Origin of the sequence: Aliiroseovarius lamellibrachiae, from assembly GCF_018599245.1 — a bacterium.
Classification (GTDB): Bacteria; Pseudomonadota; Alphaproteobacteria; order Rhodobacterales; family Rhodobacteraceae; genus Aliiroseovarius; species Aliiroseovarius lamellibrachiae.
The window spans coordinates 47176-73272 of the sequence record NZ_JAHEVJ010000008.1 but is presented as its reverse complement, the minus strand read 5'-3'; the positions used below and the strand labels follow the sequence as shown (position 1 = coordinate 73272).

The following is a 26097-nucleotide window of genomic DNA, read 5'->3' as shown; positions in this document are numbered from 1 at the left end:
GGGAACCATGGCCTATAAAAATATTATTGTTGAGACCGAAGATCACGTCACTCTGATCAAATTGCACCGTCCAGATGCGCTTAATGCATTGAACCTGGAGCTGTTGGCAGAATTGGGCGCGGCATTGGCCGAGGCACAGAAAAACGACAAGGTGCGCTGCATCGTTGTCACCGGGTCGGAAAAGGCATTTGCCGCCGGCGCGGATATTAAGATGATGGCAGAGCAAAGCTTTGTAGATGTCTTTGCGGGGGATCTGTTCACCCAAGAAGAAGCCGCCATTATGCGCATTCGCAAACCCATCATCGCGGCCGTGTCCGGTTATGCGCTGGGCGGGGGCTGTGAATTGGCGATGATGTGCGACTTTATCATCGCGTCTGACACCGCCAAGTTTGGCCAACCCGAGGTGAACCTTGGTGTGATGGCGGGCATGGGTGGCACGCAGCGTTTGACCAAACTGGTCGGTCGCGCAAAATCCATGGATATGAACCTGACCGGTCGGTTCATGGACGCCGATGAGGCAGAACGCTCGGGGCTTGTCAGCCGCGTTGTTCCAGCCAAAGAGCTGATGAAAGAAGCCATGGGGGCTGCCACCAAGATTGCCGAGAAATCGATGATCACGGTGATGGCGATCAAGGAATCGGTGAACCGTGCAGAGCAATTGCCGCTGAGCGAAGGTATCTTGTTTGAACGCCGCATGTTCCATTCGCTTTTCGCGTCGGAAGATCAAAAAGAAGGCATGGCCGCCTTTGTCGAGAAACGCGAACCGCAGTTCCGCGACAAGTAAGCCGATTTTTCGGTTCCCTTTCGGGTGTAAATACCCTAAAGGGAGCCGCATACATGCGTGTGAGGCCCGCTTTGGCCAGAATCAACCGATTCTAAACTCGGTCGGGTGCTGATGCGCAAGCCACATGGTGGCAGTAACGAAACATACACCCGAAAGAGGGATCAGACACATGGCAAATTCGCCCCAAGCTAAAAAACGCGCCCGCCAGAACGAGCGCCGCTTTGCAGTCAACAAAGCCCGTCGTTCGCGCATCCGCACCTTCCTGCGTACCGTTGAAGAAGCAATTGCGGGTGGCGATCAAGCTGCTGCGGCGGCTGCACTGAAAGCGGCTCAGCCTGAACTGATGCGCGGTGTGACCAAAGGCATTCTGCACAAAAACACAGTGGCACGCAAAATTTCGCGCCTGTCCAAGCGCGTAAAAGCCCTGGGTTAAGTTGCAGCGAAGCTTCGGCTGAAACGCGACATTTTTGCACCGCCTTTTGCATAGAGATTCGGTGCCAGACATTTAATGAGCGTGCCAAGTGGCGCGCTCATTTGCATTTTTCAGGACGTAAAAATCGCATTTGTGCAACCGACCCGGGATTCGTTTTACGAAAGTCAGAGTCAAGCGCGAAGATCAGTTGCGCGCCCCGCTGCGGCCTTGCTAGCTTGCCCCCAGCGATTCACTTCGCTGACTTGGGACAATGATGAATTTTGGGTAAAAGCCTCTTTATAACAAAGGCTTATTCCTTATTGCACGGGTGGGGCTTATTTCCTCCTCGCGATCGCGACGCCAACCTTCTGTCTGTTAGGGGGTCATGTGCCGCGTTGCCTAACTGTCTAATTCACGCAGCTTTTTCGGCGGCGCGAATGCGGTTTTGTCATGTCTCTGATATGCCCTTACGGGGTTGTACGCGTTGGTCCGCATGGGCCGACCTTCAAATGCTTTGGTGCTGAGGGGCGCCAACGGAATTTGTTGAGCAACCATAATCGGGCAACGGTCGGTGAGCTAACGGGTTTGATTGGGGCAACCTGTAGGTAGTGGATTGCGTGATTTTGGCGCAATGCCAACCGAGAGTGACAATGTGGCCAACGGACTGCTTGTAGACGGTCTTGAAAAATAAGAATGGGTCGATGTGACATGACGAATGAGGAATGGGGACAGGTTCGCTCAACGCTGCAAAAAGCAGTGGGGCAGAACAATTATACCAATTGGATCGAACCTCTGGAATTTGCTGAGCTGGACGGTGGCGTTGCGACCTTCTTGGTGCCGACCAACTTCATGGGGAATTGGGTTGAACGCAATTTTGGCGACAAAATCCTAAGCCAACTGGTTGGGGCAGGGGTTGCTGTTTCGCGTTTGGTGTTTGCGGTTCCGCAAAAAGTTGCGCCGCGCAAGCCAGCCAATGATGGGGGGCCCTCGGCAAACGCGCCTGTGGCACAAGCGGCATCTGCGCCGAAAGATGACCTGCCTGGCGCACCATTGGATGCACGGTTTACCTTTGACAGCTTTGTGGTCGGGAAACCGAACGAATTGGCCCATGCCGCCGCTCGCCGCGTGGCCGAAGGCGGCCCGGTCACCTTCAATCCGCTGTTTTTGTATGGCGGTGTTGGCTTGGGCAAAACACACCTGATGCATGCCATTGCGCATGAGATGAAGCTGCGCCAACCCGAGCTGCGCGTTGTGTATCTGTCGGCCGAGCAATTCATGTACCGCTTTGTGAAAGCCTTGCGTGAAAAGCAGATGATGGATTTCAAACAGCTCTTTCGCTCGGTTGACGTTCTGATGGTGGATGATGTGCAATTCATTGCCGGTAAAGACAGCACCCAGGAAGAGTTTTTCCACACGTTCAATGCGTTGGTGGATCAAAACAAACAGATCATCATCTCTGCCGACCGTGCGCCGGGTGAGATTAAGGATCTGGAAGAGCGGATCAAAAGTCGTTTGCAATGTGGTCTGGTCGTGGATCTGCACCCCACCGATTACGAATTGCGCTTGGGCGTTCTGCAGACAAAAGTTGCGACTTATCGCAAGCAATACGCTGGTTTGAAGATCTCTGACGGCGTGTTGGAATTCCTTGCGCGCCGGATTTCGACCAACGTCCGTGTGCTCGAAGGGGCGTTGATGCGGCTCTTTGCGTTTGCGTCCCTTGTTGGGCGTGAAATCACGTTGGAATTGGCACAAGATTGTCTTGGGGACATCCTGCGGGCCTCTGATCGTAAGGTTACGGTTGAGGAAATTCAGCGCAAAGTGTCCGAGCATTACAACATTCGCCTGTCCGATCTGATTGGCCCCAAACGGGTCCGCACCATTGCGCGTCCACGTCAGGTGGCGATGTATCTTGCCAAACACATGACCTCGCGCAGCCTGCCGGAAATCGGCCGCCGTTTTGGCGGACGTGACCACACAACGGTTATGCATGGCGTAAAGCGCATTGATGAGCTGAAAGGCGTCGACGATCAAATCGCCGAGGACCTCGAACTTTTGCGTCGCTCGCTCGAAGCGTAAGCGATCATAGCACAGTCGCCCTGCAAAGGGTGGGTTTGGGCCCCTTAGGCCTTGACCCGCCCGCCAAGGCATAGGACATTCCAGCAAAAGAACAATTACGGGGCGAGAGCAGCGGCTTTCAGCCCCTAACTTCGTCAGGAGTGGGATATGAAGATCAGCATTGAACGCGGCGCGCTTTTGAAGGCCGTGGCCCAAGCACAATCAGTTGTAGAACGTCGCAACACGATCCCGATCCTTGCGAATGTGCTGATCGAGGCCGAAGGCAGCGATGTGTCGTTCCGCGCCACCGATTTGGATATCGAAGTGGTGGATAAAACACCTGCAATGGTCGAACGCGCTGGCTCGACCACAGTGGCCGCCGTGACATTGCATGAGATTGTGCGCAAACTGCCTGATGGCGCCCTTGTGCAACTGACTGATGATGGGGCGACCGGGCGTTTGACCGTTGAAGCTGGCCGTTCAAACTTCTCGCTTGCGACCCTGCCGAAAGAAGATTTTCCTGTTATGGCGACGTCGGAATATTCGGCGAACTTCTCGGCCCCAGCGCCGGTGCTACGTCGTCTTTTTGACAAGTCGAAATTCGCAATTTCCACCGAGGAAACGCGGTATTATCTGAACGGTGTCTACATGCATGTGTCGGATGCCGAGGGCGGCAAAGTGCTGCGTTGTGTGGCAACCGATGGTCACCGTCTGGCGCGCATTGATGCGGATCTGCCAATGGGTGCCGAAGAGATGCCGGGCGTGATTGTTCCGCGTAAAACCGTGGGTGAGCTGCGCAAATTGTTGGATGATGATGACGCGATTATCGCGGTGTCTGTGTCCGAGACCAAAGTACGCTTTGCGACCCCAGCGATCACGTTGACCTCAAAGGTCATCGACGGGACATTCCCTGATTATACCCGCGTGATCCCCACCGGAAACACCCGCAAAATGGAAGTGGATGCCAGCGCTTTTGCCCAAGCGGTTGACCGTGTGGCCACCGTGTCGTCTGAGCGGTCACGCGCCGTGAAACTGCAGCTTGACGAAGACCGTTTGGTTCTGTCGGTCAACGCCCCTGATGCGGGTGCCGCCGAAGAAGAACTGGCCGTGGCTTATGGTGACGAGCGTCTGGAAATTGGATTTAACGCCAAATACTTGCTGGAAATTGCCAGCCAAGTGGACCGTGAGAACGCCGTGTTCATGTTCAATGCGTCTGGCGACCCGGCCTTGATGCGTGAGGGCAATGACACCAGCGCCGTTTACGTCGTCATGCCGATGCGCGTTTGACGCAGGTTTACGCATCGGATTTTTTGCCTTCGGCGAGGATATTTAGGGAAAGAGGAAAAGGGACATGACGTCGCTTGCTCTTAATGCCCTAACACTTAGTCACTTTCGCAGCCATAAGTCGGCGCGTCTGTCGTTGGATGGGCGCCCCGTTGCGATTTATGGGGACAATGGTGCAGGCAAAACCAATGTGCTTGAGGCGGTGTCGCTACTGTCGCCAGGGCGCGGATTGCGCCGGGCCACTGTGGATGAAATGATCCGCCGGCCTGAGGCGCTCGGGTGGAAAATCTCTGCTGTTTTGCAGAGCCTTGGTCAGATGCACGAGATTGAAACCTGGGTCGAAAAAAGCTCTGGTCGGCAGGTGCGGATTGACGACAAGACGGCAGCACAAGTGGCGCTTGGCCGTATTGCCCGGATTGTTTGGCTGGTGCCGGTCATGGATCGGCTTTGGGTTGACGGTGCCGAAGGGCGGCGGCGGTTTTTGGATCGCATGACGATGAGCTTCACCCCTTCGCATGCGGACGCGGTTCTTTCTTATGAAAAAGCGATGCGTGAACGAAACCGTTTGTTGAAAGACGGCCAACGGGATGCCCATTGGTACGCCGCACTTGAGGCGCAGATGGCGCGTTCGGGGGCTGACATCCACGCAAACCGTTGTGCTGCATTGCGGCTTTTGGTGGCTGCACAAAATGCAGCTGAGACCAGCTTTCCTGTTGCGGAGTTGAAGCTGACCCATGCCGATGACGCCGAAATGCCCGAAGGCGTGGAGGATCTGGCGACCGCTTTTTCTGAGAGTCGCCCGCGCGATTTGATGGCAGGGCGGACTTTGGTCGGGCCGCATCGTGCGGATCTTTCGGCGGTTTATGCCACCAAAGGAATGGCAGCGCGCGATTGTTCAACCGGAGAGCAAAAGGCGTTATTGGTGTCGCTGATCCTCGCCAATGCGCGTGCGCTGTCGCAGGATTTTGGCGCCCCGCCGATTTTGCTTTTGGACGAGGTCGCTGCCCATTTGGATGCGGGCCGTCGCGCCGCCCTTTATGATGAGATTTGCGCCCTTGGGGCGCAGGCGTTCATGACTGGCACGGGTCCTGAGTTGTTTGATACCCTTCAGGGCCGCGCACAGTTTTACCGCGTTGAAGACAGCGAGCATGGGTCAGAGATCATGGTCGAGGGGGCCTAGCTTTTTGGCGAGAGCAATGCCTGGGCTTCGTTCAAGAGAGTGTCCACGCCCTTGGTGAAACCATCCCGATCAAAGGCGCGTGGCAGGTCAGGGGAAAGGCCGACGCTTTCGTAGATTTTCCCATCGGCTGCGTAATACCGTTGGTGTGAAAGACCAAGGGACCAGCCGTTTGGCAGGGCCCGATCCAAAATGTCGGAATGCGCGCCAGAGGTCGCCTCCCCCATCACGGTGACGTTCGGCATGTCTTGCATGGCCATGGTGAAGATTTCAGCAGCACTTGCGGTAAATCCACTGTTCAGCAGGACAACGGGGCCGGTAAACCCCGGTGTAATTGAGGGCATCAGCGAGACATTGGTGCGGGGGCCATAGCGATCTTGGGAGTGATCCCCAGTGTGCCCCCCAGTGGGGCCGCCAATGTGATCTCCGATGCGCGTTTCTTTGGAAAATGCGGGGCGCGTTTCGGCGGCAAAGAAGCCCGCGTAAGCCAGCGAAATGTCGTCGGATCCGCCCGGATTCCAGCGGTTATCCAAGACAATTCCTTGTGCGCCTTCAAGAGCCGCCAACACCTTTGACATCGCTTGTTCCGCTTTGCCTGCGGCGTGGATCGGTGACAGGCTTTTGATGGTCATGTTCTTCAACCGAATGTAACCGACCTGATCCGGCAACCAGCCATAAGACAGCCCAGCCCCGTCAACATCGGTCAATTCCATTTGGCCCAAAACCGCCTTGATCGCGGGTTTGTCTTTTATCCATTCGGGGGAGATTTCAGGTGAAAAGCGGCCGCCTTGCGTGTTGAGGAAGAGGTGCCCATCTTCAAGTCCTGTCAGCATCTCGGTGACAACCGAAAAGAGGGCATCATCGGTTGTAGCGGCTGTCACTTGTGGACGGTATGTGGCGTAACGGTCCTGCCAGTCCACGTCGTAGAGGTCGAAAAATGCGTAATGCTCGTTCATGGCGTGCCAGATCATCTCAAATACCGTTTCTGGGTCACGCGCGGTTGGGGATGTGCAGGCGGTTGGCAAACTGTCGATGACAGAGGCCCGGATGGGGCCGTAATCGCCGGCAACATCAAGGCGGAGTTGATCTTTGCTTGTTGTAATTGTTCCGCCCTTTCCATAGCGCAGAACTGGTTTTAAGGCGGGAAAGCGCATGGTTTGAAGGCAGTAGGGGCCGGATTGTTCGTAAACCGTCGCCATTGGGCCGGTCAGATCAAAGATCATTCCATATCCGTCTGTGCGCCAAATCTGTCTTGTGTCCTGGTCGAACCTTGCGCCAACCCATATGAGCCCACCGGCAATGGCAACACCCAGAACACCCCCAAGTACGATGCGTTTCAGGGCGGACGGCTTGGGGGCTTGGCGGGTCATAAAAATCTCTTTCTGAACGAATAATCGTAAGTAGATGGGGTATTGCCTGCGACGTTCAAGGCGCGTGTGGGGGGAATGATTGCCGAAGCGAAAGACTTCTGACACTCTGCGAATGAAAGCGTGTCCAGTTCATGTTGAAACGCTTCACCGAAACAAAGGATAGCGACTGTGAATGTAAATCGTGTGACATTGATTACGTTGGGTGTTGAAGATCTAGCGCGGGCCTGTGCGTATTACGATGCGATCGGCTGGGTGCCGGAAGCGGTCCTGCCGGAGGTTGCGTTTTATGCGATGAATGGAATGAAGCTGGGGTTCTTTTCGCTCGAGGGGCTGGCCAAGGAAACGGGTCGTGACAAGGCGGACCTGAAAACGGGCGCGATGACATTGGCACAGAACTTTGCGTCCGAGGCAGAGGTCGACGCCGCGTTTGATCGTGCGCTTCAGGCAGGGGCGAGCGCTGTAACGCGCCCAACAAAAACGGATTGGGGCGGTTATTCGGGCTATGTCGCAGATCCCGACGGGCATCTTTGGGAATTTGCCTTTAACCCATTTTGGGAATTGGATCAGGATGGTCAGCTGAAATGAGCATCACGATGACAGAGCTGGGGCTGTATGTCTTCGGCCAAGGCCATTGGCCGTTGAATAAGTCTGCGGTTTTTTTGCTTGTTTTCTTAGGGGTTGTGATCTTTTTCATATAGGCAAACTTTGGCCCCAAATCTTGTGCCTAGCGGGTGACATTCCCCACCAAACCGCCTATATTTTCCTGATGTAATAATAGGAAGTCCCGCATGGCTGACGACGCGCAAAATAATGCCGAATACGGCGCAGATTCTATCAAAGTTCTCAAGGGGTTGGAGGCGGTACGCAAGCGCCCCGGCATGTATATTGGGGACACCGATGATGGGTCTGGGCTGCATCACATGGTCTATGAGGTGGTGGACAACGGCATTGACGAAGCCTTGGCCGGACATGCCGACGCTGTGAACGTGACCATTCATGCGGATAATTCGGTTTCCGTCTCGGACAACGGGCGCGGTATTCCGGTGGACATTCACTCGGAAGAGGGCGTTTCGGCGGCCGAAGTGATCATGACCCAGCTGCATGCGGGCGGCAAATTTGACTCGAACTCCTATAAGGTTTCGGGCGGTTTGCACGGTGTGGGTGTTTCGGTGGTGAATGCGCTGTCTGATTGGCTTGAATTGCGCATCTGGCGAAATGGGAAAGAACATTACGCCAAGTTTGAACGCGGTGAGACCGCTGAGCATTTGCGGGTTGTCGGAGAATGTGGCGATCGCACGGGAACCGAAGTGCGGTTTCTGGCCTCAACCGACACCTTCTCGAACCTGGATTATGTGTTCAAGACGCTGGAAAACCGCCTGCGCGAGCTGAGTTTTCTGAACTCTGGCGTGCGGATCATTCTGACCGATGAACGCCCCGCGGAAAAACTCGTCACTGATCTGCATTACGAAGGCGGCGTGAAGGAATTTGTCAAATACCTCGACCGCTCCAAGACATCTTTGATGGAAGAGCCGATTTTCGTCACCGGTGAAAAGGATGGCATCAGTATCGAGGTCGGGATGTGGTGGAATGATGGCTATCATGAAAATGTGCTGCCCTTCACCAACAACATCCCACAGCGCGACGGGGGCACGCATATCGCCGGTTTCCGCGGCGCGCTGACACGAACCATGAACCTTTACGCCAACTCAACCGGGATGGCGAAAAAGGAAAAGGTGAACTTTACCGGGGATGATGCGCGCGAAGGTCTGACCTGCGTGTTGTCGGTCAAAGTGCCGGATCCAAAGTTCAGCTCACAAACCAAAGATAAGCTGGTGTCCTCAGAAGTGCGCCCTGCTGTCGAAGGGTTGATGAACGAAAAGCTGCAAGAGTGGTTTGAGGAAAATCCGCAGGTCGCGCGGATGATCATCGGTAAGATTATCGAGGCCGCATTGGCCCGTGAAGCGGCGCGTAAAGCGCGCGAAATGACCCGGAAAAAATCCTCGCTTGATGTGGCGTCATTGCCCGGAAAGCTGGCGGATTGTCAGGAAAAAGACCCGGCGAAACGCGAACTCTTTCTGGTGGAGGGTGACTCCGCTGGGGGATCGGCCAAACAAGGGCGTTCGCGCCACGATCAGGCTGTGTTGCCATTACGAGGGAAAATTCTGAACGTCGAGCGCGCGCGATTTGACCGGATGTTGGGCAGCCAAGAGATCGGCACGTTGATCACCGCGCTGGGCACAGGGATTGGTCGGGATGAGTTCGACATCTCGAAACTGCGCTATCACAAGGTCATTATCATGACCGATGCAGATGTGGATGGTGCGCATATTCGCACCCTTTTGCTGACCTTCTTCTTCCGTCAAATGCCGGAATTGATCGAAGGCGGATACCTTTATATCGCGCAGCCGCCGCTTTACAAAGTGGCGCGTGGCAAGTCGGAAGTTTACGTGAAAGACCAAAATGCGCTTGAGGAATACTTGATTGCGCAAGGGATCGATGGCGCTGTTTTGCGCCTGCCTTCTGGGGAAGAAATCGCCGGGGCGGATTTGGCCCGTGTTGTCGAGGCTGCTCGTAACTTTAAGCGGATTCTAGACGCGTTTCCAACGCATTACCCGCGCAATATTCTGGAACAAGCCGCCCTTGCCGGTGCATTTGATCCTGGCCGTGCTGATGCTGATTTGCAGCGTGTTGCAGATGATGTGGCCAAGCGTTTGGATCAGGTCGCTGTCGAATACGAACAAGGTTGGCAGGGGCGGATCACCCAAGATCACGGCATCCGTTTGGCGCGTGTGTTGCGCGGTGTGGAAGAAATCCGCACCTTGGATGGTGCTGTGCTTCGATCTGGTGAGGCACGGCGGTTGTCTGAGGTGTCGATGGAGACCCGCGACATTTACAAAGACTCAGCCAAGCTGAACCGCAAGGAACGCGAGCTGCTGGTGCAGGGCCCTATTGATCTGTTGCGTGCCATTTTGGCCGAGGGTGAAAAAGGGCTGACCTTGCAGCGATACAAAGGCTTAGGTGAAATGAACCCCGATCAGCTGTGGGAAACCACGCTGGACCACGAAGCCCGCACCCTGCTTCAGGTGAAGGTGGGTGATCTGGCCGATGCGGATGACATCTTTACCAAGTTGATGGGCGATGTGGTGGAGCCGCGTCGCGAATTTATCCAGCAAAACGCGTTGTCGGTCGAAAACCTCGATTTCTGAACTGTTATAGGGCGGCGCATAGCGCTTCGCGCTGCCCATACTGTTTCGCCAATGCCCCATAAGCCTTCGGTTCGGTGCTTATGGCAAGTGTCTGCCGTCGGCACCCTTGGGTCCAAATAGCGATGTTTGAGAAGAGAGGGTTTCGGGCGTGTCGTTCCCCCTGAGGAGTGGTGATGAAAAAGACACCCAAGCGCCCTGACGAGAGCATCGCCAAAGACATCAAACAGCCCGCGCGCAGGCCGTCTTCATCTGAAGATATGATCACGATCGTCTGTGATGCTGTGGTGGGGCGTTTGTGTTGCGAAATGACTGGGTTTGGGCGTTTTAAGGGAACCGACGGAAAACCTTTTTCATGCGCAAATGCGCTGGAAGAACCAACGCCAATTAATTTCTCGCGGCCAACATTAAAGACGTCCATATAACGCGACCAATTCGATTTGGCTGCTCACCTGTGTTTTTTGAAAGACAAGCTTTAATCTCTGGCGCACGCTGGCTGGTTTCACGCTTAGAAGGTTGGCAATCATATCGGGTGTTTTCCCTTCGGCCAATAACGCAACTGTACTGATTTCCTTTTCCGACAGGCCGTATGTTTCGCGCAATTCGCGTTGCTTGATTGCCAGTGTGGCGCTGCATTCTGTGCGGATGGCGCAGGCTTTGAACTGCATGAAAAAGTGGCGCAGCGTTGGCGGAATTTGAATGACCAAAACGTTGATTGATTTGGTGCCTTCCTGGAACTGATACGCTTTGCTCAGTGACATGCCTGGATCACTGGTCAACACGTCTTTAAACTCGGTTTTAAGGCTTTCGCCAATTTCTTGTGGCATCAATGTTGCAAGTTTACGATTGGGCTGTGTGCGCCCGGCGGCATCGACGCTAAAGCATTGATTCCCATCAGCATCAAACAACAGAACCTCGGAATCTGTGCCCCGGAAAAACTGTGCGAAGTCAAAAATACGCTGATGTGCAACCTCGGCCGCACGTTTGGCCGCATGTTCAAACATGGGCTGAATGGTTTTGATCAGCTCAATATCCTGCGCCGACAACGGGGGGTGATCATTTCCAAAATGCAGGGTCAACGGCCAATACCCGTTTGGCGTGAGAATGCGAATGAGGCAGACGTTTCCGAAGTTCAAGGGAAGGAGAAAGTCGCGATAGAAGGGTAATTTCGACCTTGCTTCGCGGTCAGGAAAAATTTGATCATCGGTGGCATAGCCTTGATCAAACATCATCTGTGTCAAGCCTTCGCGCGGATCCTTTAGGTTCCAGCGATCCGAAACATATTCAGCCATCGCTGCCTTCATATTCTTGGTTCCAGACACCCAAATCCCGCGAAAATGTGGATTGGAAGAGGGCAGCAACGCGCCGGTTGCGCCAAACAACTCGACCACAATATCGCAGGCGGCGTCCCATTGTTGGGCGTCGGTTGTGGCCAATTCCAATGTGGCCTTCAGTTCGCTTATGCAATTATTTGGGTCTGAGATCATGGCTGTCTGTGTCCTGTTTTCGCGCGCAGTACGACATTTCTTCGGCTCGTCAGGCGACCTTTGACGTCGGGGAAAGGGGCTGGGTGAAATTCGGGAAAATAGCTGTTTTCCAATAGGGGGTTACACTGAATTTTGAGCGTAGCAGCACAGACGCTTAAAGAACAAGTAGGATGTGTGGTCATTTCCGCTGAAGAATGTGACCGTAACTTTGCCATCAATACCCATATGGTAGTTCACGCTCATTTTTTACCAACATACATTCGTACGATCCCTCCGCGCGGGGGGATGGCTGTTGGCTAGATAGGACCTTTCAATGCTTCGACGTTTTTCTGCGGCCTATTTGCGCCGACTTGTATACGCTTTTTGCATCAGTGCAGTTGCACCCACAGCGGTGGTTTCGCAAAATCTGTTGATCAATGGCGACTTCGAGGCGGTTACGGCGCCCAACTATGGCGACAATGTCGGGGTTACTTTAACAGGGTGGATGCGCGCGCATGAAAACCCAAACCCAACATCGCAAAGCACGACCAACTACCGTGAACTTTCGGTGGTGAAGGTCGATGGCCCCGGTGGCCAACCTGTCACCTTGTACAATAGCCCGTTTGGACAGATCACACCTTGGAACCTTCCTGAATCGGATGTGACCTTTGCTGGCGCCGCGCAAGATGGGCATTACATTCGGCTCAATACGAAACACTTCTGGAGTGTCGTTGGGCAGCGCATCACCGCGCCTTACACGGGCTGCATTGCGTTTGGCGGAGTGACCGCTGGTACGAGTGCCTCTGGCGACTTGTTTCGGTTTGGGTCAATTAATCCGTTCTATGGTGGCCTGTCGACCAATCCGGATCCGACCTATGCGATGGACAACATCTCGACCATCGGGAACACGGGTGGCCAATTTGTGGCTGAGCAGTGGACCCCACTGAAAAAATACTATGCGGTTGAGGCGACGGAGCAATATGCGTGGGCCTACATCGCCCGACCGGGCTATATTCTCGATGACGCTTTCGCCCATTACGTCGACAACAGCTATTGCCCGACCATCCCTGCAGGCACACCAAATCCGCCCCCCGTGCCGTCAGTCCCCGATCTTGATCCGCAAGACGTCGACCTGACAAAGTCATGTGTCCCAACCACATCATCGATCCATAACGGACAAGTTGGCCAGATGTGGGAATGCACTGTCGATGTCACGGTTCCGATCGCGCCTTTTGGCGGATCTTTAACGGTCACAGATCTGTATACGCCGACCTCAACAACTGCGAGCGAAGTGGTCTCTTCGGGTTCTGCAACGGGCAGTTTCGATTGCTCTCTAGGGGCAAGTTGCACGATCATTGGAGCGAATTTTGACACGAGCGGCACAGAGACGCTGTCCTATTCAATCTTCGTGACCGCGACAGACTTGCAAGACACATATCCGATGCAAAACTGTGTTGAAGGGGCTTATGACGATGGCGCAGGCAACGTCACCCCCATTGCTGGAAACTGCGTATCAGCGCAATGGATCCCGCGTTCCTCGGTCGTGAAAACATGTAGCCCAATTGCGCCTGTGACCTCTGGACCGATGACTTTGAATTGCCAGATCGAGGTCACCGGCACGGACTTGACCACCGATAGCATCCTAATGGTGGGCGACGGCTTTGGCGCATTACCTCCGATGACGGCGACGATTTCTGGCGCGATGATGAATGTCACCTCAAATGAGCCTTGGAATTGTGCCGACGCCAATCTAAATGCGCCGGGTTCCACCGGCCTGTGCGAGCTTTCAGCAACCGACATGTTCGCGGCTGGCGGCAGCTCAACCCTGAACGTAAGCTTCCAGTTTACCACCGATCAATCAAGCGGTCAGGTCGCCAACTGCCCGATGACAGACATCCTGCCCACGTCCTATATTGATGCCATTGGGCTGCGCAGCAGCCAGCCCCCGATGCGCAGCCCACAATCAAGCTCAGCGGCCGGGCTGCCCGACAATTGCGTGATCCTGGACCTGCCAAAGGTGATAGAGCAACCCAAGATCGAAAGCGTCGAGGTTCAGAAAACCTGTAATGCGCCAGCACCGGCAACGCATCAGGGCGCACAAGGCTATACTTGGGATTGTCGCGCTGAAATCATCGTCACCCCGACGCCATTTTCGGGAACCTTCACCTTTGACGATGACGCCTCAAACATTTCCATCGGCACAGCGCAATTTGTCAGCGCATCAGAGCCGAACTGTACGGGGCTGACGACTGACCACCTGCAATGCCAACTTGATGGTTCAACCATGACGGCCCCGCATGTTGTATCCTATCAGCTTTTCACAGAAGTGATCGACCCGGACCAACCCATCGAATGGACAAACTGCGCCACAGGTGCGGCTCAAACAGCGGCGGGAACGTTTCCCAGCGACGCGCATTGCGTGGACACGGTGATCAAGCCAGAGGTCTCAACTGATCCTCAACTTAAAGAAATTTCGATCAAGAAATCCTGTGGCCGCAGCTTTGAAGAAGAACGTGACGGTGTCCGCGGTCTGGGCTGGGATTGTAAAATTACGGTGACCGCCTCCCCCGTGCCGTTTAGCGGTGTTTTCACCTTCACCGAAGATGCCTCTGCGGTGACGGGCAGCAGCAACGCCGCGATTGTCGACATCTTGCAGCAGGGCAATGCATGGAGCTGTACGCCGAATGTGCCGACCTCGGTGACCGATTGCTCAATCGCAGGCAATGATTTCGATCCGAGCGGGTCCGAGACCATTGGTTTTCATCTGTTCGCCGAAACGGGCGATGAGCCCATCGCGTGGCGCAACTGTGTCGACGGGGTTTATACGCCCGCAACTGGGACGCCACATGAAGTGAAGGGCAACTGCGAAAGCACCACATGGAAACCCGATAGCGACCCGCAGTTTTCGCTGAAAAAGGGCTGCCGCCTCGCGGGCGTAGATGGGGGAAATGCGCTGTATGCCTGTTCGATCTACATCACCCAGACAGGTGGAACGCCAATTTCCAGCGCGCTTACTTTTGATGAGCTTTTCTCGACCTCGTCCGGCGCATCTGCCGCACAATACATCGTGAATTTGCAAGGCACACCGACACTGCCGAATGGGTGGGATTGTGGCCAAGCACCTTATACAACTGGTGCGAGCTGTACGATTTCTGCGGCTGATTTCAACGGCAATACGGGCCACCGGATTGACGCCTTTCTGTCGATCCCCACGGCCGTTTTGGGCAAAGATGATTTCAAGAACTGCGCTCAGGTGAGGATCGGCGATCAGGTCGTTGGATCCGCAGATTGTGTGATCATTGACGAGCCTGATCCTTCGACCACCTTCGACGTCGAAAAATCCTGCAAAGCGACCGGGGAACGCATCGTCATGGGGCCAAACACTTGGTTCCAAGCGTATCAATGCACCCTGATCGTGACCACAAATGGCGTGCCATTCACGGGCCCATTGTGGGTGACAGAGGATCTGCATTTCGGCCAAAACCCTGGCGCTGCTTCGATCCAAAATATTACGTCGGCTGACCCCTGGGATTGTGCATCCCCCCCATATGGACCGGTCGGTCAGGGCAACACGCCGTATTGTGGCATTCAGGGCAATCAGTTCCCAGCCTCCGGCACATCCAGCCTGACCGTTGATCTTATGATGAACAGCACGATGGACACATTTGGGGCCGAAAATTGTGTCGAAATTTCAGTGGGTGCGCCAACGGCAGCAGGGCTGCCAGCACCAGTCGCGAGCGACTGTTTTGAAATCGCCCCAACCCCAAATCCCAAAGATCCAAGCATCGATCTGGTAAAGACGTGTTCGCCCGCTCAGCAATCGACACCGGGCCAATGGACCGTTGCGTGTACCTTGACCATAACGGGGCAAAACCTGCCTGCTGGGCAACAGGTTCGCGTCACGGACGAGCTGATGTCATCTGCCACTCAAACCGCGTTTTATGGCCAGGTTATGGGCCCGACAAACGCCTGTGGTGGTGGTCAAATGAACGGCGGAACATCCAGTGCCTGCGATATCACCACTGATGATATCAATGCCGCGCCGGGTGGTGTTCTGACCATTCCGTTTACCGGCAGCTATCAAGGGCCAGCCGGACGTCCGTTGGGGGGGGCACAAGCCCAAAACTGTGCGTTCGTCGATGTTGCTGCACTGGGCTTACATGGACCCGTGGGTGGTAATGGTAAATCTTGTGTTCCTGTGACTTTCCCAATTGCATCTGTGGGTGGTGCGGGTCCTCTGACCGGAACCGTTACCCCACCTTTGACACCGACGCCTGGGACGGGTGTTATTGAGGTGGACCCGATCATCGATACAGGTGTTCCACCTGTCGCCACCAGTGGATGTGGTTTTGATACGCTGTTTCTAGTTGATCGCTCTGGATCAATGAACCTGCACAACCGCTTGCCGTTGACCAAACAGGCCCTCATTGCTGCGCTGCGCATCTTTGAAGGCGGCGGTTCAAAATCGGGTGCGATTATTTTCAATCAATCGGCAAATGTCATCGGAGGGCCATCAGCGGTACTTCCATCGCCCAGCTTAGAGGCCGCTATTGGTGGCATCACCGCATGGGGGAACGAAGATTGGCAGGTTGGCATGTCTGCGACAAACAGCGTCGTTTCCGGCATCGCAGATAAACCGTTGGTCTTGTTCATCTCTGATGGCGTTCCGGGCAAGCCTTTCGCGGGCAACGCAGTACAAAACATAAATGCGGCGGTGCCTGCGCTGAATGCTTTGCGCAACCAAGGCAGCCGGGTTGTCGGAATCGCGCTTGGATACACGTCTGTTGCCACCGGCTTGTCCACGCTTCTTGGGCCAAACCAAGTCACCGCAGGTGGAAATGTTGCCTTCGATCCGCAAGTGACCGACGTTGTTCACATTTCAGAATCTTCCCAGATTATTCCGGCCTTTGAGGCAATCGCACGAGCGTATTGCCCCGAGCGAAAGGGAATGACGCAACCACAAAAAGAAGCGCTGATGGCCGAGATCCAATCGATGCCAAAAGCGGCCAGTGTTTACATGGGGGATGACGAAGATCATGCTCCGTTTGGGCAGGAGACCGTGGTTCAGCCAACAATCCAACCATCGGTTTTGAGCATCCACAAAGAGCAAACCGGACCATGTGAACCCAACCGGGCCAGCCAGTCCTATGACTGTGGCTTCCGGCTTTCAGTCACCAACACCGGCGGTGCGCCCTATTCAGGTCCGCTCACCATTACCGATACGGTTGGCAAACCTGGTGTGAAATCCGCCGCGTTGTTATCTCAAGGGGGCTGGGCCTGTGCCCGACCCGTGCGTGACAGTATTTCTTGCAGCCACCCTTTGCTGACCTTGGCCGCCGGGGCAAGCACACATCTGGACCTAAGGATGGGTGTGAAAGGGTTGCGCAAGGGTGGAACAGTTGAAAACTGTGCGGCGGTGGGCATCCCCGCGGATCGCACCCAACGTGTGGCCGCCATTCAGCAAATCATGAATGCTCGCGGGCTGAATGCGGGTCCGGTGGATGGTAAACCGGGCAAGAAAACCTTCGCGGCCTTGGCTCAGCTGCAAGCTTCACTTGGGTTGCCACGCAGCACAGATTTTGATGATCGTTTGTTTGCAGCCCTCGGATTGCCCTTGCAGATCGCCGGCACACAAAGCTGTGTGTCTGCGCCACTGCCGCCAATGCCTGCTCCGCCATTGCAGTGCAATCTTTCGACCACGGTGAAGTCTGACGGCAAATGCGCCTGCCGTTTTGATCATATGGAGCGCCGCAGTGCGACCTCCTGCCAATGTGGTCGGGGCTTTCGGTTGGTCAAAGGCAAAGGCTGTGTCGCTGAGGCGGTCCCAACACCTAAACCTGTGCCTGACGCGGCAGGTTTGGCGTGTGAAAAAGCATCGACCCGTTTGCGCGGCAATCAATGTGTCTGCCGTGACCAGAAAAATGCGAAAAAAGTGTCCCCGACCCAATGTCGTTGCCGTAACGGATTGCCGATGGTTGGTGGAAAATGCCTGACGATCAAGATCGCCCCACGGCCCAAACCAAGCGTCCCTGGTACTGACGCGGCATCCCCTTCGGAGCACAGCGGTGACGCCGCAAAATGTCGCCTAAGGATAAATGGAATATGCCTTAAATAACAGTAATTTACAGGAATGATATCTGATATCAAACGGGCGAATTCGCATAACAACCAAGCGTGGTTCATCAAATACGAGCCAGCTTGGTTGGCACGATAGAACCCAAAGAGATTACAGACGAAGGATTGGATTATGTTTTTTCAAGGTAAATTACTGACGGCAATGACGGCGGGTGCATTCATGTTCGCGGTGGCGGGCGCTCCGTTGGTGGCGGGCGCAGATGTGCTTTGTGGGCCGAATGGGTGGTCCTGCACCACCACGGCCTACCCATGCGAAGACATCGAAGTGCCCGAAGGATCGAGGTGCTTTGGCGGGCTTATGCCCCAAGGTGCAATCGAAGCAAAAGACATCAAATCGATGCTGGCCTTAGATGCAGAGATTGCAAAAAACCCAGACCTTGCAAAAACACATCGGCGCAAGCCAAAGATGTCAATCATTCTGCCAGATCCCAAAATTCAGAAGTCTTCGGGCTGTCCGCCGGTCTGCCTTGAGAAACCCGTCCCCCTGCCGGAAGAGCCCATCAAATAGCAAGGCATCCATGTTCTCTCAATTTTACCACAACAGGAAAATACCATGATGAAAAGAACCTTCTTCGGCGGCGTCATTGCCGCAACCAGTTTGATGATGTCGATGAGTTCGGCCTGGGCGATTACAAGCTGCTGGCAAGCCTCGGATCCGCCCGGATGTTGGCTACAGTGTACGTTCGGTGGCCCATGCCCATTGGAGAGTGTTGCAGGCGAAGGTGCGGCGATCGAAGTTGAATTGCCAAATCCAGAGACCGGGGCCTCTCATGAATTTGCCCGAACACTTAAAGATATTGGCAAAATTGACGTCGATGGATTTAAGAAATCCCGCGATGCCTATCGTAAGATTGGGGCGCAAACCTGCAAACCTCAAGAGCTTGTAGAGGTCATGACCAAAGCGGTCGGGCAAGGAAAAGGTCATATGGCGGCGGCAGGCGCTGTTGCCAAAAACTGCTTTAAATAAGCGTTGGTTTGCACGGCTCTCGCTTGCGATGGGCCGTGCATCACAATCTGCAACATCATTGAGCGAGTACCCAGCCATTGTTCCCCCAACGATATACCCCTGTCGCCATCTTCGCGGCCGCCCTTACACTCACGATCACAACCGCATCCGCTGAGATGATGGAGGTTGTCAATATTGCTGACGGTGACACGCTTAATCTGCGTGCCGGGCCTGGTGCCTCTTATCCCGACCGTGGGGATCTTTTCGAACACGCGCATGTCAATGTCTTGGCCTACAATGAAGACGGCAGGTGGGCGCAAATTTTGCATCAAGGGCGAATTTACTGGGTGGCTTCCAAGTATCTCGCCGCGCCCGCAAGCGGGGCTGACACGCAGCGCCCGCGCCTTGGCCCCAATGTTGTAACCGGTATTGCGGTGGGTGACCCGGATGGGGGGCTTGTTGTGCGCGATGGCGCAGGAACGGCATTTGGTCGTTTGGGCGTCTTAGCTGATCATACAGCTGTTCACGTCATACAATTTGACAGGGGGGGCGACTGGGCGATGATCGCATTTGGATCTGACGTGGGTTGGGTGAGCACTGCCTATCTTGCCGCGATGAGGTCGACACCCGAACCTATGCCGGATGCGACCCCAGGCGTGGGGCCTGATGGTGGCCCTCTGCCGGCGGTGTTTTCGGTGTCTGGCGTTGCGTCAGGTGATGTTCTTTGGGTGCGTGACGCGCCGAGGGCAGGTGGCAATCAAATTGGCAGCCTTAATCCGGGTTCCGTCGTAAACGTCAACGGCCGGGCATCTGGAAACTGGGGGCAAATCACGCTCAATGGTCAAATCGGGTATATCAACATGCGGTTTCTGACACGCATGGCTGAGAATGCCACCTCTGCCACGGCAAACGGATTTCCATTGGGGCTGACATGCCGTGGAACCGAGCCCTTTTGGACATTGGAAATCGGCGAGGACCGGCGTTTTCAATACACTTCGCTCATCGAAGGGCCCGACCCTGTGCGCCATCTGGCCATGGCTACACCCGCAACATCGGGGGGATATCCCTTTGCATTCAAAGCGCACCCTTTGACGGGTACGATCGACCAGAAATCATGCTCTGATGGCATGTCAGATACCCAGTATTCGATGTCGATTCAGTTGCAGCGCCCGTCTGGAAGTACGGGTCACATGGAAAATCTTTTCGGGTGCTGTAATCCCCAATAACAACAGCGGTGGGAAGGGAAAGGCAACGCGGGCGGACCAACGCATTACAAACCGTTGTTGGCGTTCTCGGACCATTTTTAACGGTCATCTTCAACCGCGAATGTCGCTGCCGTGTCAGTGACGCCTCTGGCTATGCACATCATACCGCCAGACCTGTGCCCGTATTCTTGAGCAGCTGGGGAAACTACGGGATTGAGTGTACGCTCAAATTCGTGTGAAATGGGCGTGCATTTGATGCAGGAAAAGGAAGCGCGATGACCCGTGCCACCCCCTATAATCGCGACAAAGCGTTGGACGCGGCCATGTCTCTTTTTTGGGAGAAAGGGTTTCACGCGACGTCGCTTAAGGACCTTGAGGCTGGGTTGAAGATGAAACCAGGTAGCATCTATGCGGCCTTCTCCAGTAAGGAAAACCTGTATCTGCTGGCCCTGGAACGATATTTTGAGAAATCTCGCTTGGGGCACCGGGCCCAGATGGCGCGCGCAGCGTCGCCTTTGGCCGGGCTTGCCGCACATTTTCGGACGATCGCAGCACTGAGCCCAAATGATATGGCGCGTCAGGCGTGTATGCTGACCAAATCATTGGTCGATACGCAGACAACTGAACCTGCCATTGCTGAGAAAACGCGGAGCTATCTGGCCGCAATGCAACAAGAATTCGCGGCAGGTTTCGCCCGCGCACAAAAGATGGGCGAGCTTCCTGATTCGGCGAACACCAATCGGTTGGCGCGTCGATTTCAGGCCAATTTGGCAGCCTTGCGGTTTGAACTACACCTAGGGACGGATGCTTTGGAAACGGCGGAACTGGCCGAGGACATGGCCCGGGAAATTGAAAATTTGCGGGTGTGTGGAGCATCCGAATGAGCAGGAAAGAGATCAAGATGAGCAATACATATACTCCCCCCAAAATTTGGACCTGGGATGCTGAAAACGGCGGCGAATGGGCCAGTATCAACCGCCCCATCGCAGGCGCCACGCATGATGCCGAATTGCCAAAGGGCAAGCATCCCATGCAGCTTTATTCGCTCGGAACACCGAACGGGCAAAAGGTCACAATCCTGCTTGAAGAACTGCTTGAGCAGGGCGAAGCAGGGGCAGAGTATGACGCGCATTTGATCAAGATCGGTGACGGGGACCAATTCTCAAGCGGGTTTGTTGCGGTCAATCCAAACTCAAAAATCCCGGCACTTTTCGACACAGACACCGGCAGTCGGGTCTTTGAAAGCGGGGCGATTTTGCTTTATCTCGCGCAAAAATTTGGCCGCTTTTTACCAGCGGATCCCGCCCACCGGACCGAGGTGATGAATTGGCTGTTCTGGCTTCAGGGGTCCGCCCCCTATTTGGGTGGTGGGTTTGGCCATTTCTATGCCTATGCCCCTGAAAAGTTTGAATATCCGATCGACCGATTTACCATGGAAACCAAGCGTCAGATGGATGTTTTAGACCGGGAACTTGCTGAACATCGCTATCTTGGCGGGGATGAATACAGCATCGCGGATATGGCGACATGGCCGTGGTATGGGAACCTTGTGATGGGGGATGCCTATGACGCGGGCGAGTTTTTACAGGTCGAAAGCTATGAGAACCTGCGCCGTTGGGCATATGACATTCTGGATCGCCCTGCGGTGCAGCGTGGGCGCAAAGTGAACCGCACTTGGGGGCCGCTTGAAAACCAGCTTCATGAACGTCATGACGCGTCAGATTTCGAACTGCGCACCCAAGATAAGATTGCGCCACAGGAAGCCTGAATGTTGCTCTGAACGGGGCGAATAAGTCCACCCCGTTCAGGCCTCTCCTAGTGGCTGACGACACGCCGACCTTGGGTCAGCCCAGCAACCTTTTCGACGATTGCCGCGGCATCAATTCCGTGGTGGCGATAAAGGTCCCCAATTGTGCCGGTTTGCCCGAAATGCTCCACCCCCAGCGGGATGGTTTGATGGCCTGCGACACCGCCAAGCCAAGACAAAGTGGCAGGATGCCCGTCGATGACGGTGACCAATTTGCAGTGTGGCGGCAGGTCTTGCATCAGATGCTCTACATGTGACTGGGCATTTACATTTCCACGCGACCGCGCGCGTTGTGCCGCTGTCAGACCAGCGTTCAGACGGTCAGCGGATGTCACAGCCAAAACGCCAACGTCACGCCGGGTTTCGCCAATCATCCCCGCCGCTTTGATCGCCTCTGGCGCGACAGCACCCTGATAGGCGATCACAACGTCACAATTGGGGCCGGGTTTGCGCAGCCAGTAACCACCATCAATTGCGCCCTGCCGGAAGGCATCGTCATGGCGTTTTCCGGGCTGTTCAATGGGGTTGGTGGTCAGGCGCAGATACACCGACCCGCCGGTTTCGTCGCGCAGCCATGTGCGTTCATCCGGGTCGCCTTCGTCGTCACGTTGCAGATAGTCAAAGGACCACCGCATGATTACCGCAAGCTCGTCCGCAAAGGCGGGTTCAAAGGCGGCCAGACCGTCTTGGGACATGCCAATCAGCGGTGTGCCAATCGACTGATGCGCGCCGCCTTCGGGGGCCAATGTGACCCCGGATGGTGTGCCGACAATCATGAACCGCGCATCTTGGTAACAGGCGTAATTGAGCGCATCCAAGCCGCGACACACAAAGGGATCATAGACCGTTCCAATTGGGATCAATCGCTTGCCAAACAGGCTGTGTGACAGGCCGGCGGCGCCCAGCAACAGGAACAGGTTCATCTCGGCGATACCAAGTTCGATGTGCTGCCCTTCGGGGGTGAATTCCCATTTGGCGGTGGACGGAATGCGGTGTTCGATAAAGGCATCGGCCTGTGCTGTGCGGGCAAAAAGCTTGCGCCTATTCACCCATGGGCCAAGGTTGGTTGTACCGGTCACATCCGGGGATGTGGTGACGATCCGTGCGGCCAAATCACTGTCACCCTTAGATAAATCATCCAACACTTTGCCAAAGGCCATCTGGGTCGAAATCTCGCGATCTGGGCTGAGTTCGATTGCGGGAACCTCCAGTTGCGCGTCATGAAACCGGCGCGGGCCGTTGGCGAAAAATGGAACCTGCCCCAAATAGGCTTGAAGTGCGGCGGGATCTGCAACGGTTGCCATCGGATCCCATTCCGCGCCTGTTTCAACGCCCATGTTTGCTTGCCATTCCGTGAATTGGGTTTTGTTCATCAACCCGCCGTGGTTGTCTTTGTGACCCGCAATCGGCGTGCCCCAGCCTTTGATCGTATAGGCCAGAAAACAGGTGGGGCGGTCGTGGGTGATGGATGCAAAGGTCTCGGCCATCGTCTCAACGCAATTGCCGCCGAGGTTCTCCATCAACGCGGCCAATTCCGTATCTGATCGGGCGTCAATCAACGCGGTCACGTCGCCCTGATCGCCCAAATCATCCATCAAGCGTTTGCGCCAAATCGCGCCGCCCATATAGGTCAGGGCCGAGTAGTCTTGGTTCGGACAGGCATCAATCCAATCGCGCAGTTTGTCGCCGCCCGGTTCCTGAAATGCGGCCCGTTGCAGCACGCCGTGTTTCACGCGCACAACGTCCCAGCCAAAGGCGTCAAAGATCTTTTCAACCCGCTCAAACAACCCTTCGTGCACAATCCCATCCAGTGATTGGCGGTTATAATCAATGATCCACCAGGTATTGCGCAGGTCGTTTTTCCAACCTTCCTGAAGGCATTCATAGATGTTGCCCTCGTCCAGTTCCGCATCGCCCACAAGCGCCACCATACGGCCTTGTGGGGCATCGGTGCCCCAAGGCTTGGCGGTGATGTAATCTTGGATCATCGAGGCAAAGGATGTGATTGCCACGCCCAAGCCAACCGACCCGGTTGAGAAATCAACATCGTCGATGTCTTTTGTCCGGCTAGGATAGCTTTGCACACCGCCGAAACCGCGAAAATTCTCCATCTTTTCGCGGGTCTGATTGCCCATCAGATACTGCATCGCGTGAAAGATGGGGCTGGCATGGGGTTTGACGGCCACGCGATCTTCGGGTTTCAGCGTGTTGAAATAGAGCGCAGTCATGATCGATACCATTGACGCGGAAGAGGCCTGATGCCCGCCGATCTTAATCCCATCCGCCTTGGGGCGCACATGATTGGCGTGGTGGATCATCCAATGGGACAGCCACAACAGGCGTTGCTCCACGGTTTTCAGCTGTTGGATGTCTGTGATCGGAGTGGTGGATTGTGTGTTCATGATGCGGTCCTTTGGTCTTTGCCGCAGCGCCAAAAAGCAGGGCTTTTGCGCGGGGCAGGGGGCAGTCTAACAGGTTTGCCTTGCAGCATCCCGGCCAATTGTGGTTCTGTTGGCTAGCGCCTTGAAGGAAAACGCCAACATTAGAGGGCTATTGGGTGGAAACTGTCGATCTTGACGTCTTTGATATTCGAATTCTGCGCCATTTGGGCGAACAGGGGCGAATATCCGTGCAGGACCTGTCCGATCAAATTGGCCTCAGCCCCACCCCTACCGCGCGCCGCATTCGGCGGTTGGAAGAGGGGGGTATTATCACCGGCTATGGGGCCCGCATTGACGAGGCCGCCTTGGGCTTTGATGTCTCTGTCTTTGTCTCGGTCCAATTGGATCGTCAGGTGGACGACGCGTTGGTCAAGTTTGAAACAGCGATTATTGGTTTTCCCGAAGTGGTCGATTGCTGGTTGATGACGGGTGACCGGGATTACCTGATGCGGATCGCCACCACAGGGTTGCGAGATTTCGAAGCCTTCTTGGTTGGTAAGCTCACCAAGGTGGATGGGGTGGCGTCGATCCAGTCTTCGATCCCGATCCGGCGGGTCAAAGCGGGCGGTGCGCGCACCCCGTAACCTTATTCTGCGGCTTGAACCAAGAAGGGTGCCAAAGCGGCGTCCAGATCGGCGATGATATCGGCCACCTCTTCCAGTCCCACAGACAAGCGGATCAAACCGTCGCTGATGCCATGCGCTTCGCGTTCTTCTGGCGAATAGGTCGAGTGGGTCATAGAGGCCGGGTGTTGGATCAGCGTTTCGGCATCCCCCAAAGACACCGCGCGTTGGATCATGTTCAGGCGGTTCATCATTTGCCGTCCCGCGTCGATGCCACCGTCTAATTCAAACGCAATCATCGCACCCGGTTGGTCCATCTGCGCGCGGGCCACATCGTGCTGAGGAAAGCTGGTTAGGCCGGGGAAATGTACGGCCTGCACGCCGGGTTGTGCCTCAAGCCAATCTGCCACTTTCATAGCCGAGGCGCAGTGACGGTCCATCCGCAGGGCAAGTGTTTTCAGTCCGCGCAGGATGAGCATTGCATTAAAGGGGGCCATCACAGCGCCGGTCATGTCTTTCATGCCAACCAGACGGATTTCTGTGACCTGTTCCAATTTGCCAACCACAAGGCCAGCCACCACATCACCGTGACCACCCAGATATTTGGTGGCGGAATGCACAACGATGTCCGCGCCATGCGCAATCGGGCGGGTCAAATAGGGGGTGGCGTATGTGTTGTCGACCACCACCGTTGCACCGGCGTCATGGGCAATCTTTGACACTTTGGAAATGTCCACCAACCGCATGTTGGGGTTGGCGGGGGTTTCGAAATAGACAACGCGGGTATTGTCAGAGATGGCCGTGCGGAGGTTTTCTGGCTCCGTCATGTCGACATGGGTGATTTTCACGCCCCATTTTGCCAAGCCATGTTGCATGAAAGCGAAGGTGCAGCCGTAAAGCGTTTTGTCCACAATCACCTCGTCCCCCGGCGACAAGAGCGTCCAGAAAACGGCAGTGATTGCGCCCATGCCAGAAGATAACGCCAGCCCCGCTTCGGCGCCTTCCAGGGTTGCAATGCGCTGTTCCAAAAGATCGCAGGTGGGGTTGGAGATGCGCGAATAGATATGCCCTTCGCGCTCGCCGGCAAACATCTCACCGCCGGCCTCAGCGCTTTCAAACGAAAAGGTAGAGGTCAGGTGAAGCGGCGGAGTGAGCGCGCCGCCATTGTCCAGCGGGTTATAGGCGTGGTGGATGGCGCGGGTGGCAAAGCCTTTTGGGGTCGACATGGCAAGCTCCTGGTTCGAGTTTC

At 55.3% G+C, this 26097-nt stretch carries 18 protein-coding genes; 14 read left to right on the top strand and 4 right to left on the bottom strand.

From position 1 onward, the window contains the following. The first annotated feature begins 7 nt into the window (after positions 1-7). The 5 genes from KKW20_RS14175 (at position 8) to recF (ending at position 5715) form a co-directional block, all read left to right on the top strand. Positions 8-784, top strand: a complete 777-nt coding sequence (locus tag KKW20_RS14175) for an enoyl-CoA hydratase (RefSeq protein WP_214568560.1) — start codon at positions 8-10, stop codon at positions 782-784. A 169-nt stretch (positions 785-953) separates the two neighbouring features. After that, positions 954-1217, top strand: a complete 264-nt coding sequence (rpsT, locus tag KKW20_RS14170; protein WP_214568559.1) for a 30S ribosomal protein S20 — start codon at positions 954-956, stop codon at positions 1215-1217. A 687-nt stretch (positions 1218-1904) separates the two neighbouring features. After that, positions 1905-3272, top strand: coding sequence for a chromosomal replication initiator protein DnaA (dnaA, locus tag KKW20_RS14165; protein ID WP_214568558.1), 1368 nt, complete (start codon positions 1905-1907; stop codon positions 3270-3272). Between the two features lie 147 nt (positions 3273-3419). Then, positions 3420-4538, top strand: a complete 1119-nt coding sequence (dnaN, locus tag KKW20_RS14160) for a DNA polymerase III subunit beta (RefSeq protein ID WP_214568557.1) — start codon at positions 3420-3422, stop codon at positions 4536-4538. A gap of 64 nt (positions 4539-4602) precedes the next feature. After that, positions 4603-5715 (top strand): DNA replication/repair protein RecF, encoded by a 1113-nt coding sequence (gene recF, locus KKW20_RS14155; RefSeq protein ID WP_214568556.1) that lies wholly within the window; start codon positions 4603-4605, stop codon positions 5713-5715. Here the strand turns inward: recF and KKW20_RS14150 are convergent. Further along, the gene (locus KKW20_RS14150; protein WP_214568555.1) at positions 5712-7082 is read right to left on the bottom strand and encodes a S41 family peptidase; all 1371 of its coding nucleotides are present in this window, start codon (positions 7080-7082) and stop codon (positions 5712-5714) included. The two genes, recF and KKW20_RS14150, sit on opposite strands and share 4 nt — an antisense overlap. 168 nt (positions 7083-7250) lie before the next feature. Between KKW20_RS14150 and KKW20_RS14145 the strand changes: the two genes are divergently transcribed. Beyond that, positions 7251-7667: a VOC family protein gene (locus KKW20_RS14145; protein ID WP_214568554.1), complete on the top strand. Its 417-nt coding sequence runs from the start codon at positions 7251-7253 to the stop codon at positions 7665-7667. 203 nt (positions 7668-7870) lie between these two features. After that, the gene (gyrB, locus tag KKW20_RS14140; RefSeq protein ID WP_214568553.1) at positions 7871-10288 is read left to right on the top strand and encodes a DNA topoisomerase (ATP-hydrolyzing) subunit B; all 2418 of its coding nucleotides are present in this window, start codon (positions 7871-7873) and stop codon (positions 10286-10288) included. Between the two features lie 404 nt (positions 10289-10692). Here gyrB and KKW20_RS14135 read toward each other — a convergent pair whose 3' ends face one another. After that, complete coding sequence (locus tag KKW20_RS14135; protein ID WP_214568552.1) at positions 10693-11772, bottom strand: helix-turn-helix transcriptional regulator; 1080 nt, start codon at positions 11770-11772, stop codon at positions 10693-10695. Between the two features lie 313 nt (positions 11773-12085). On the opposite strand from KKW20_RS14135, the gene KKW20_RS14130 reads away from it, so the two are divergent. The 6 genes from KKW20_RS14130 (at position 12086) to yghU (ending at position 21805) form a co-directional block, all read left to right on the top strand. Continuing rightward, complete coding sequence (locus KKW20_RS14130; RefSeq protein ID WP_214568551.1) at positions 12086-17866, top strand: peptidoglycan-binding protein; 5781 nt, start codon at positions 12086-12088, stop codon at positions 17864-17866. A 132-nt stretch (positions 17867-17998) separates the two neighbouring features. Further along, entirely contained in the window at positions 17999-18394 is a 396-nt protein-coding gene (locus tag KKW20_RS14125; RefSeq protein ID WP_214568550.1) for a hypothetical protein, read from the top strand. Positions 18395-18439: 45 nt separating this feature from the next. Continuing rightward, positions 18440-18853 carry a hypothetical protein gene (locus KKW20_RS14120; RefSeq protein WP_214568549.1) on the top strand — a complete coding sequence of 138 codons (414 nt, stop codon included), beginning with the start codon at positions 18440-18442 and terminating at the stop codon, positions 18851-18853. Between the two features lie 158 nt (positions 18854-19011). Beyond that, positions 19012-20058 (top strand): SH3 domain-containing protein, encoded by a 1047-nt coding sequence (locus tag KKW20_RS14115; protein ID WP_214568548.1) that lies wholly within the window; start codon positions 19012-19014, stop codon positions 20056-20058. 254 nt (positions 20059-20312) lie between these two features. Further along, entirely contained in the window at positions 20313-20921 is a 609-nt protein-coding gene (locus KKW20_RS14110) for a TetR/AcrR family transcriptional regulator (RefSeq protein WP_214568547.1), read from the top strand. A 17-nt stretch (positions 20922-20938) separates the two neighbouring features. Further along, positions 20939-21805, top strand: a complete 867-nt coding sequence (yghU, locus tag KKW20_RS14105) for a glutathione-dependent disulfide-bond oxidoreductase (RefSeq protein WP_214568546.1) — start codon at positions 20939-20941, stop codon at positions 21803-21805. Between the two features lie 47 nt (positions 21806-21852). Here the strand turns inward: yghU and KKW20_RS14100 are convergent, their stop codons facing one another. Then, positions 21853-24246, bottom strand: coding sequence for a transketolase (locus KKW20_RS14100; RefSeq protein ID WP_214568545.1), 2394 nt, complete (start codon positions 24244-24246; stop codon positions 21853-21855). Between the two features lie 155 nt (positions 24247-24401). Between KKW20_RS14100 and KKW20_RS14095 the strand changes: the two genes are divergently transcribed. Then, positions 24402-24869 (top strand): Lrp/AsnC family transcriptional regulator, encoded by a 468-nt coding sequence (locus KKW20_RS14095; RefSeq protein WP_214568544.1) that lies wholly within the window; start codon positions 24402-24404, stop codon positions 24867-24869. A 2-nt stretch (positions 24870-24871) separates the two neighbouring features. Here KKW20_RS14095 and KKW20_RS14090 read toward each other — a convergent pair whose 3' ends face one another. Then, the gene (locus KKW20_RS14090) at positions 24872-26074 is read right to left on the bottom strand and encodes a methionine gamma-lyase (protein ID WP_214568543.1); all 1203 of its coding nucleotides are present in this window, start codon (positions 26072-26074) and stop codon (positions 24872-24874) included. Positions 26075-26097: the final 23 nt, after the last annotated feature.

Excerpts from the sequence above, each read along its gene's own strand:
- KKW20_RS14175 (WP_214568560.1), top strand. The coding sequence starts at position 8 with ATGGCCTATAAAAATATTATTGTTGAGACCGAAGATCACGTCACTCTG.
- rpsT (WP_214568559.1), top strand. The coding sequence starts at position 954 with ATGGCAAATTCGCCCCAAGCTAAAAAACGCGCCCGCCAGAACGAGCGC.
- dnaA (WP_214568558.1), top strand. The coding sequence starts at position 1,905 with ATGACGAATGAGGAATGGGGACAGGTTCGCTCAACGCTGCAAAAAGCA.
- dnaN (WP_214568557.1), top strand. The coding sequence starts at position 3,420 with ATGAAGATCAGCATTGAACGCGGCGCGCTTTTGAAGGCCGTGGCCCAA.
- recF (WP_214568556.1), top strand. The coding sequence starts at position 4,603 with ATGACGTCGCTTGCTCTTAATGCCCTAACACTTAGTCACTTTCGCAGC.
- KKW20_RS14150 (WP_214568555.1), bottom strand. The coding sequence starts at position 7,082 with ATGACCCGCCAAGCCCCCAAGCCGTCCGCCCTGAAACGCATCGTACTT.
- gyrB (WP_214568553.1), top strand. The coding sequence starts at position 7,871 with ATGGCTGACGACGCGCAAAATAATGCCGAATACGGCGCAGATTCTATC.
- KKW20_RS14135 (WP_214568552.1), bottom strand. The coding sequence starts at position 11,772 with ATGATCTCAGACCCAAATAATTGCATAAGCGAACTGAAGGCCACATTG.
- KKW20_RS14130 (WP_214568551.1), top strand. The coding sequence starts at position 12,086 with ATGCTTCGACGTTTTTCTGCGGCCTATTTGCGCCGACTTGTATACGCT.
- KKW20_RS14125 (WP_214568550.1), top strand. The coding sequence starts at position 17,999 with ATGTTTTTTCAAGGTAAATTACTGACGGCAATGACGGCGGGTGCATTC.
- KKW20_RS14120 (WP_214568549.1), top strand. The coding sequence starts at position 18,440 with ATGATGAAAAGAACCTTCTTCGGCGGCGTCATTGCCGCAACCAGTTTG.
- KKW20_RS14115 (WP_214568548.1), top strand. The coding sequence starts at position 19,012 with ATGGAGGTTGTCAATATTGCTGACGGTGACACGCTTAATCTGCGTGCC.
- KKW20_RS14110 (WP_214568547.1), top strand. The coding sequence starts at position 20,313 with ATGACCCGTGCCACCCCCTATAATCGCGACAAAGCGTTGGACGCGGCC.
- yghU (WP_214568546.1), top strand. The coding sequence starts at position 20,939 with ATGAGCAATACATATACTCCCCCCAAAATTTGGACCTGGGATGCTGAA.
- KKW20_RS14100 (WP_214568545.1), bottom strand. The coding sequence starts at position 24,246 with ATGAACACACAATCCACCACTCCGATCACAGACATCCAACAGCTGAAA.
- KKW20_RS14090 (WP_214568543.1), bottom strand. The coding sequence starts at position 26,074 with ATGTCGACCCCAAAAGGCTTTGCCACCCGCGCCATCCACCACGCCTAT.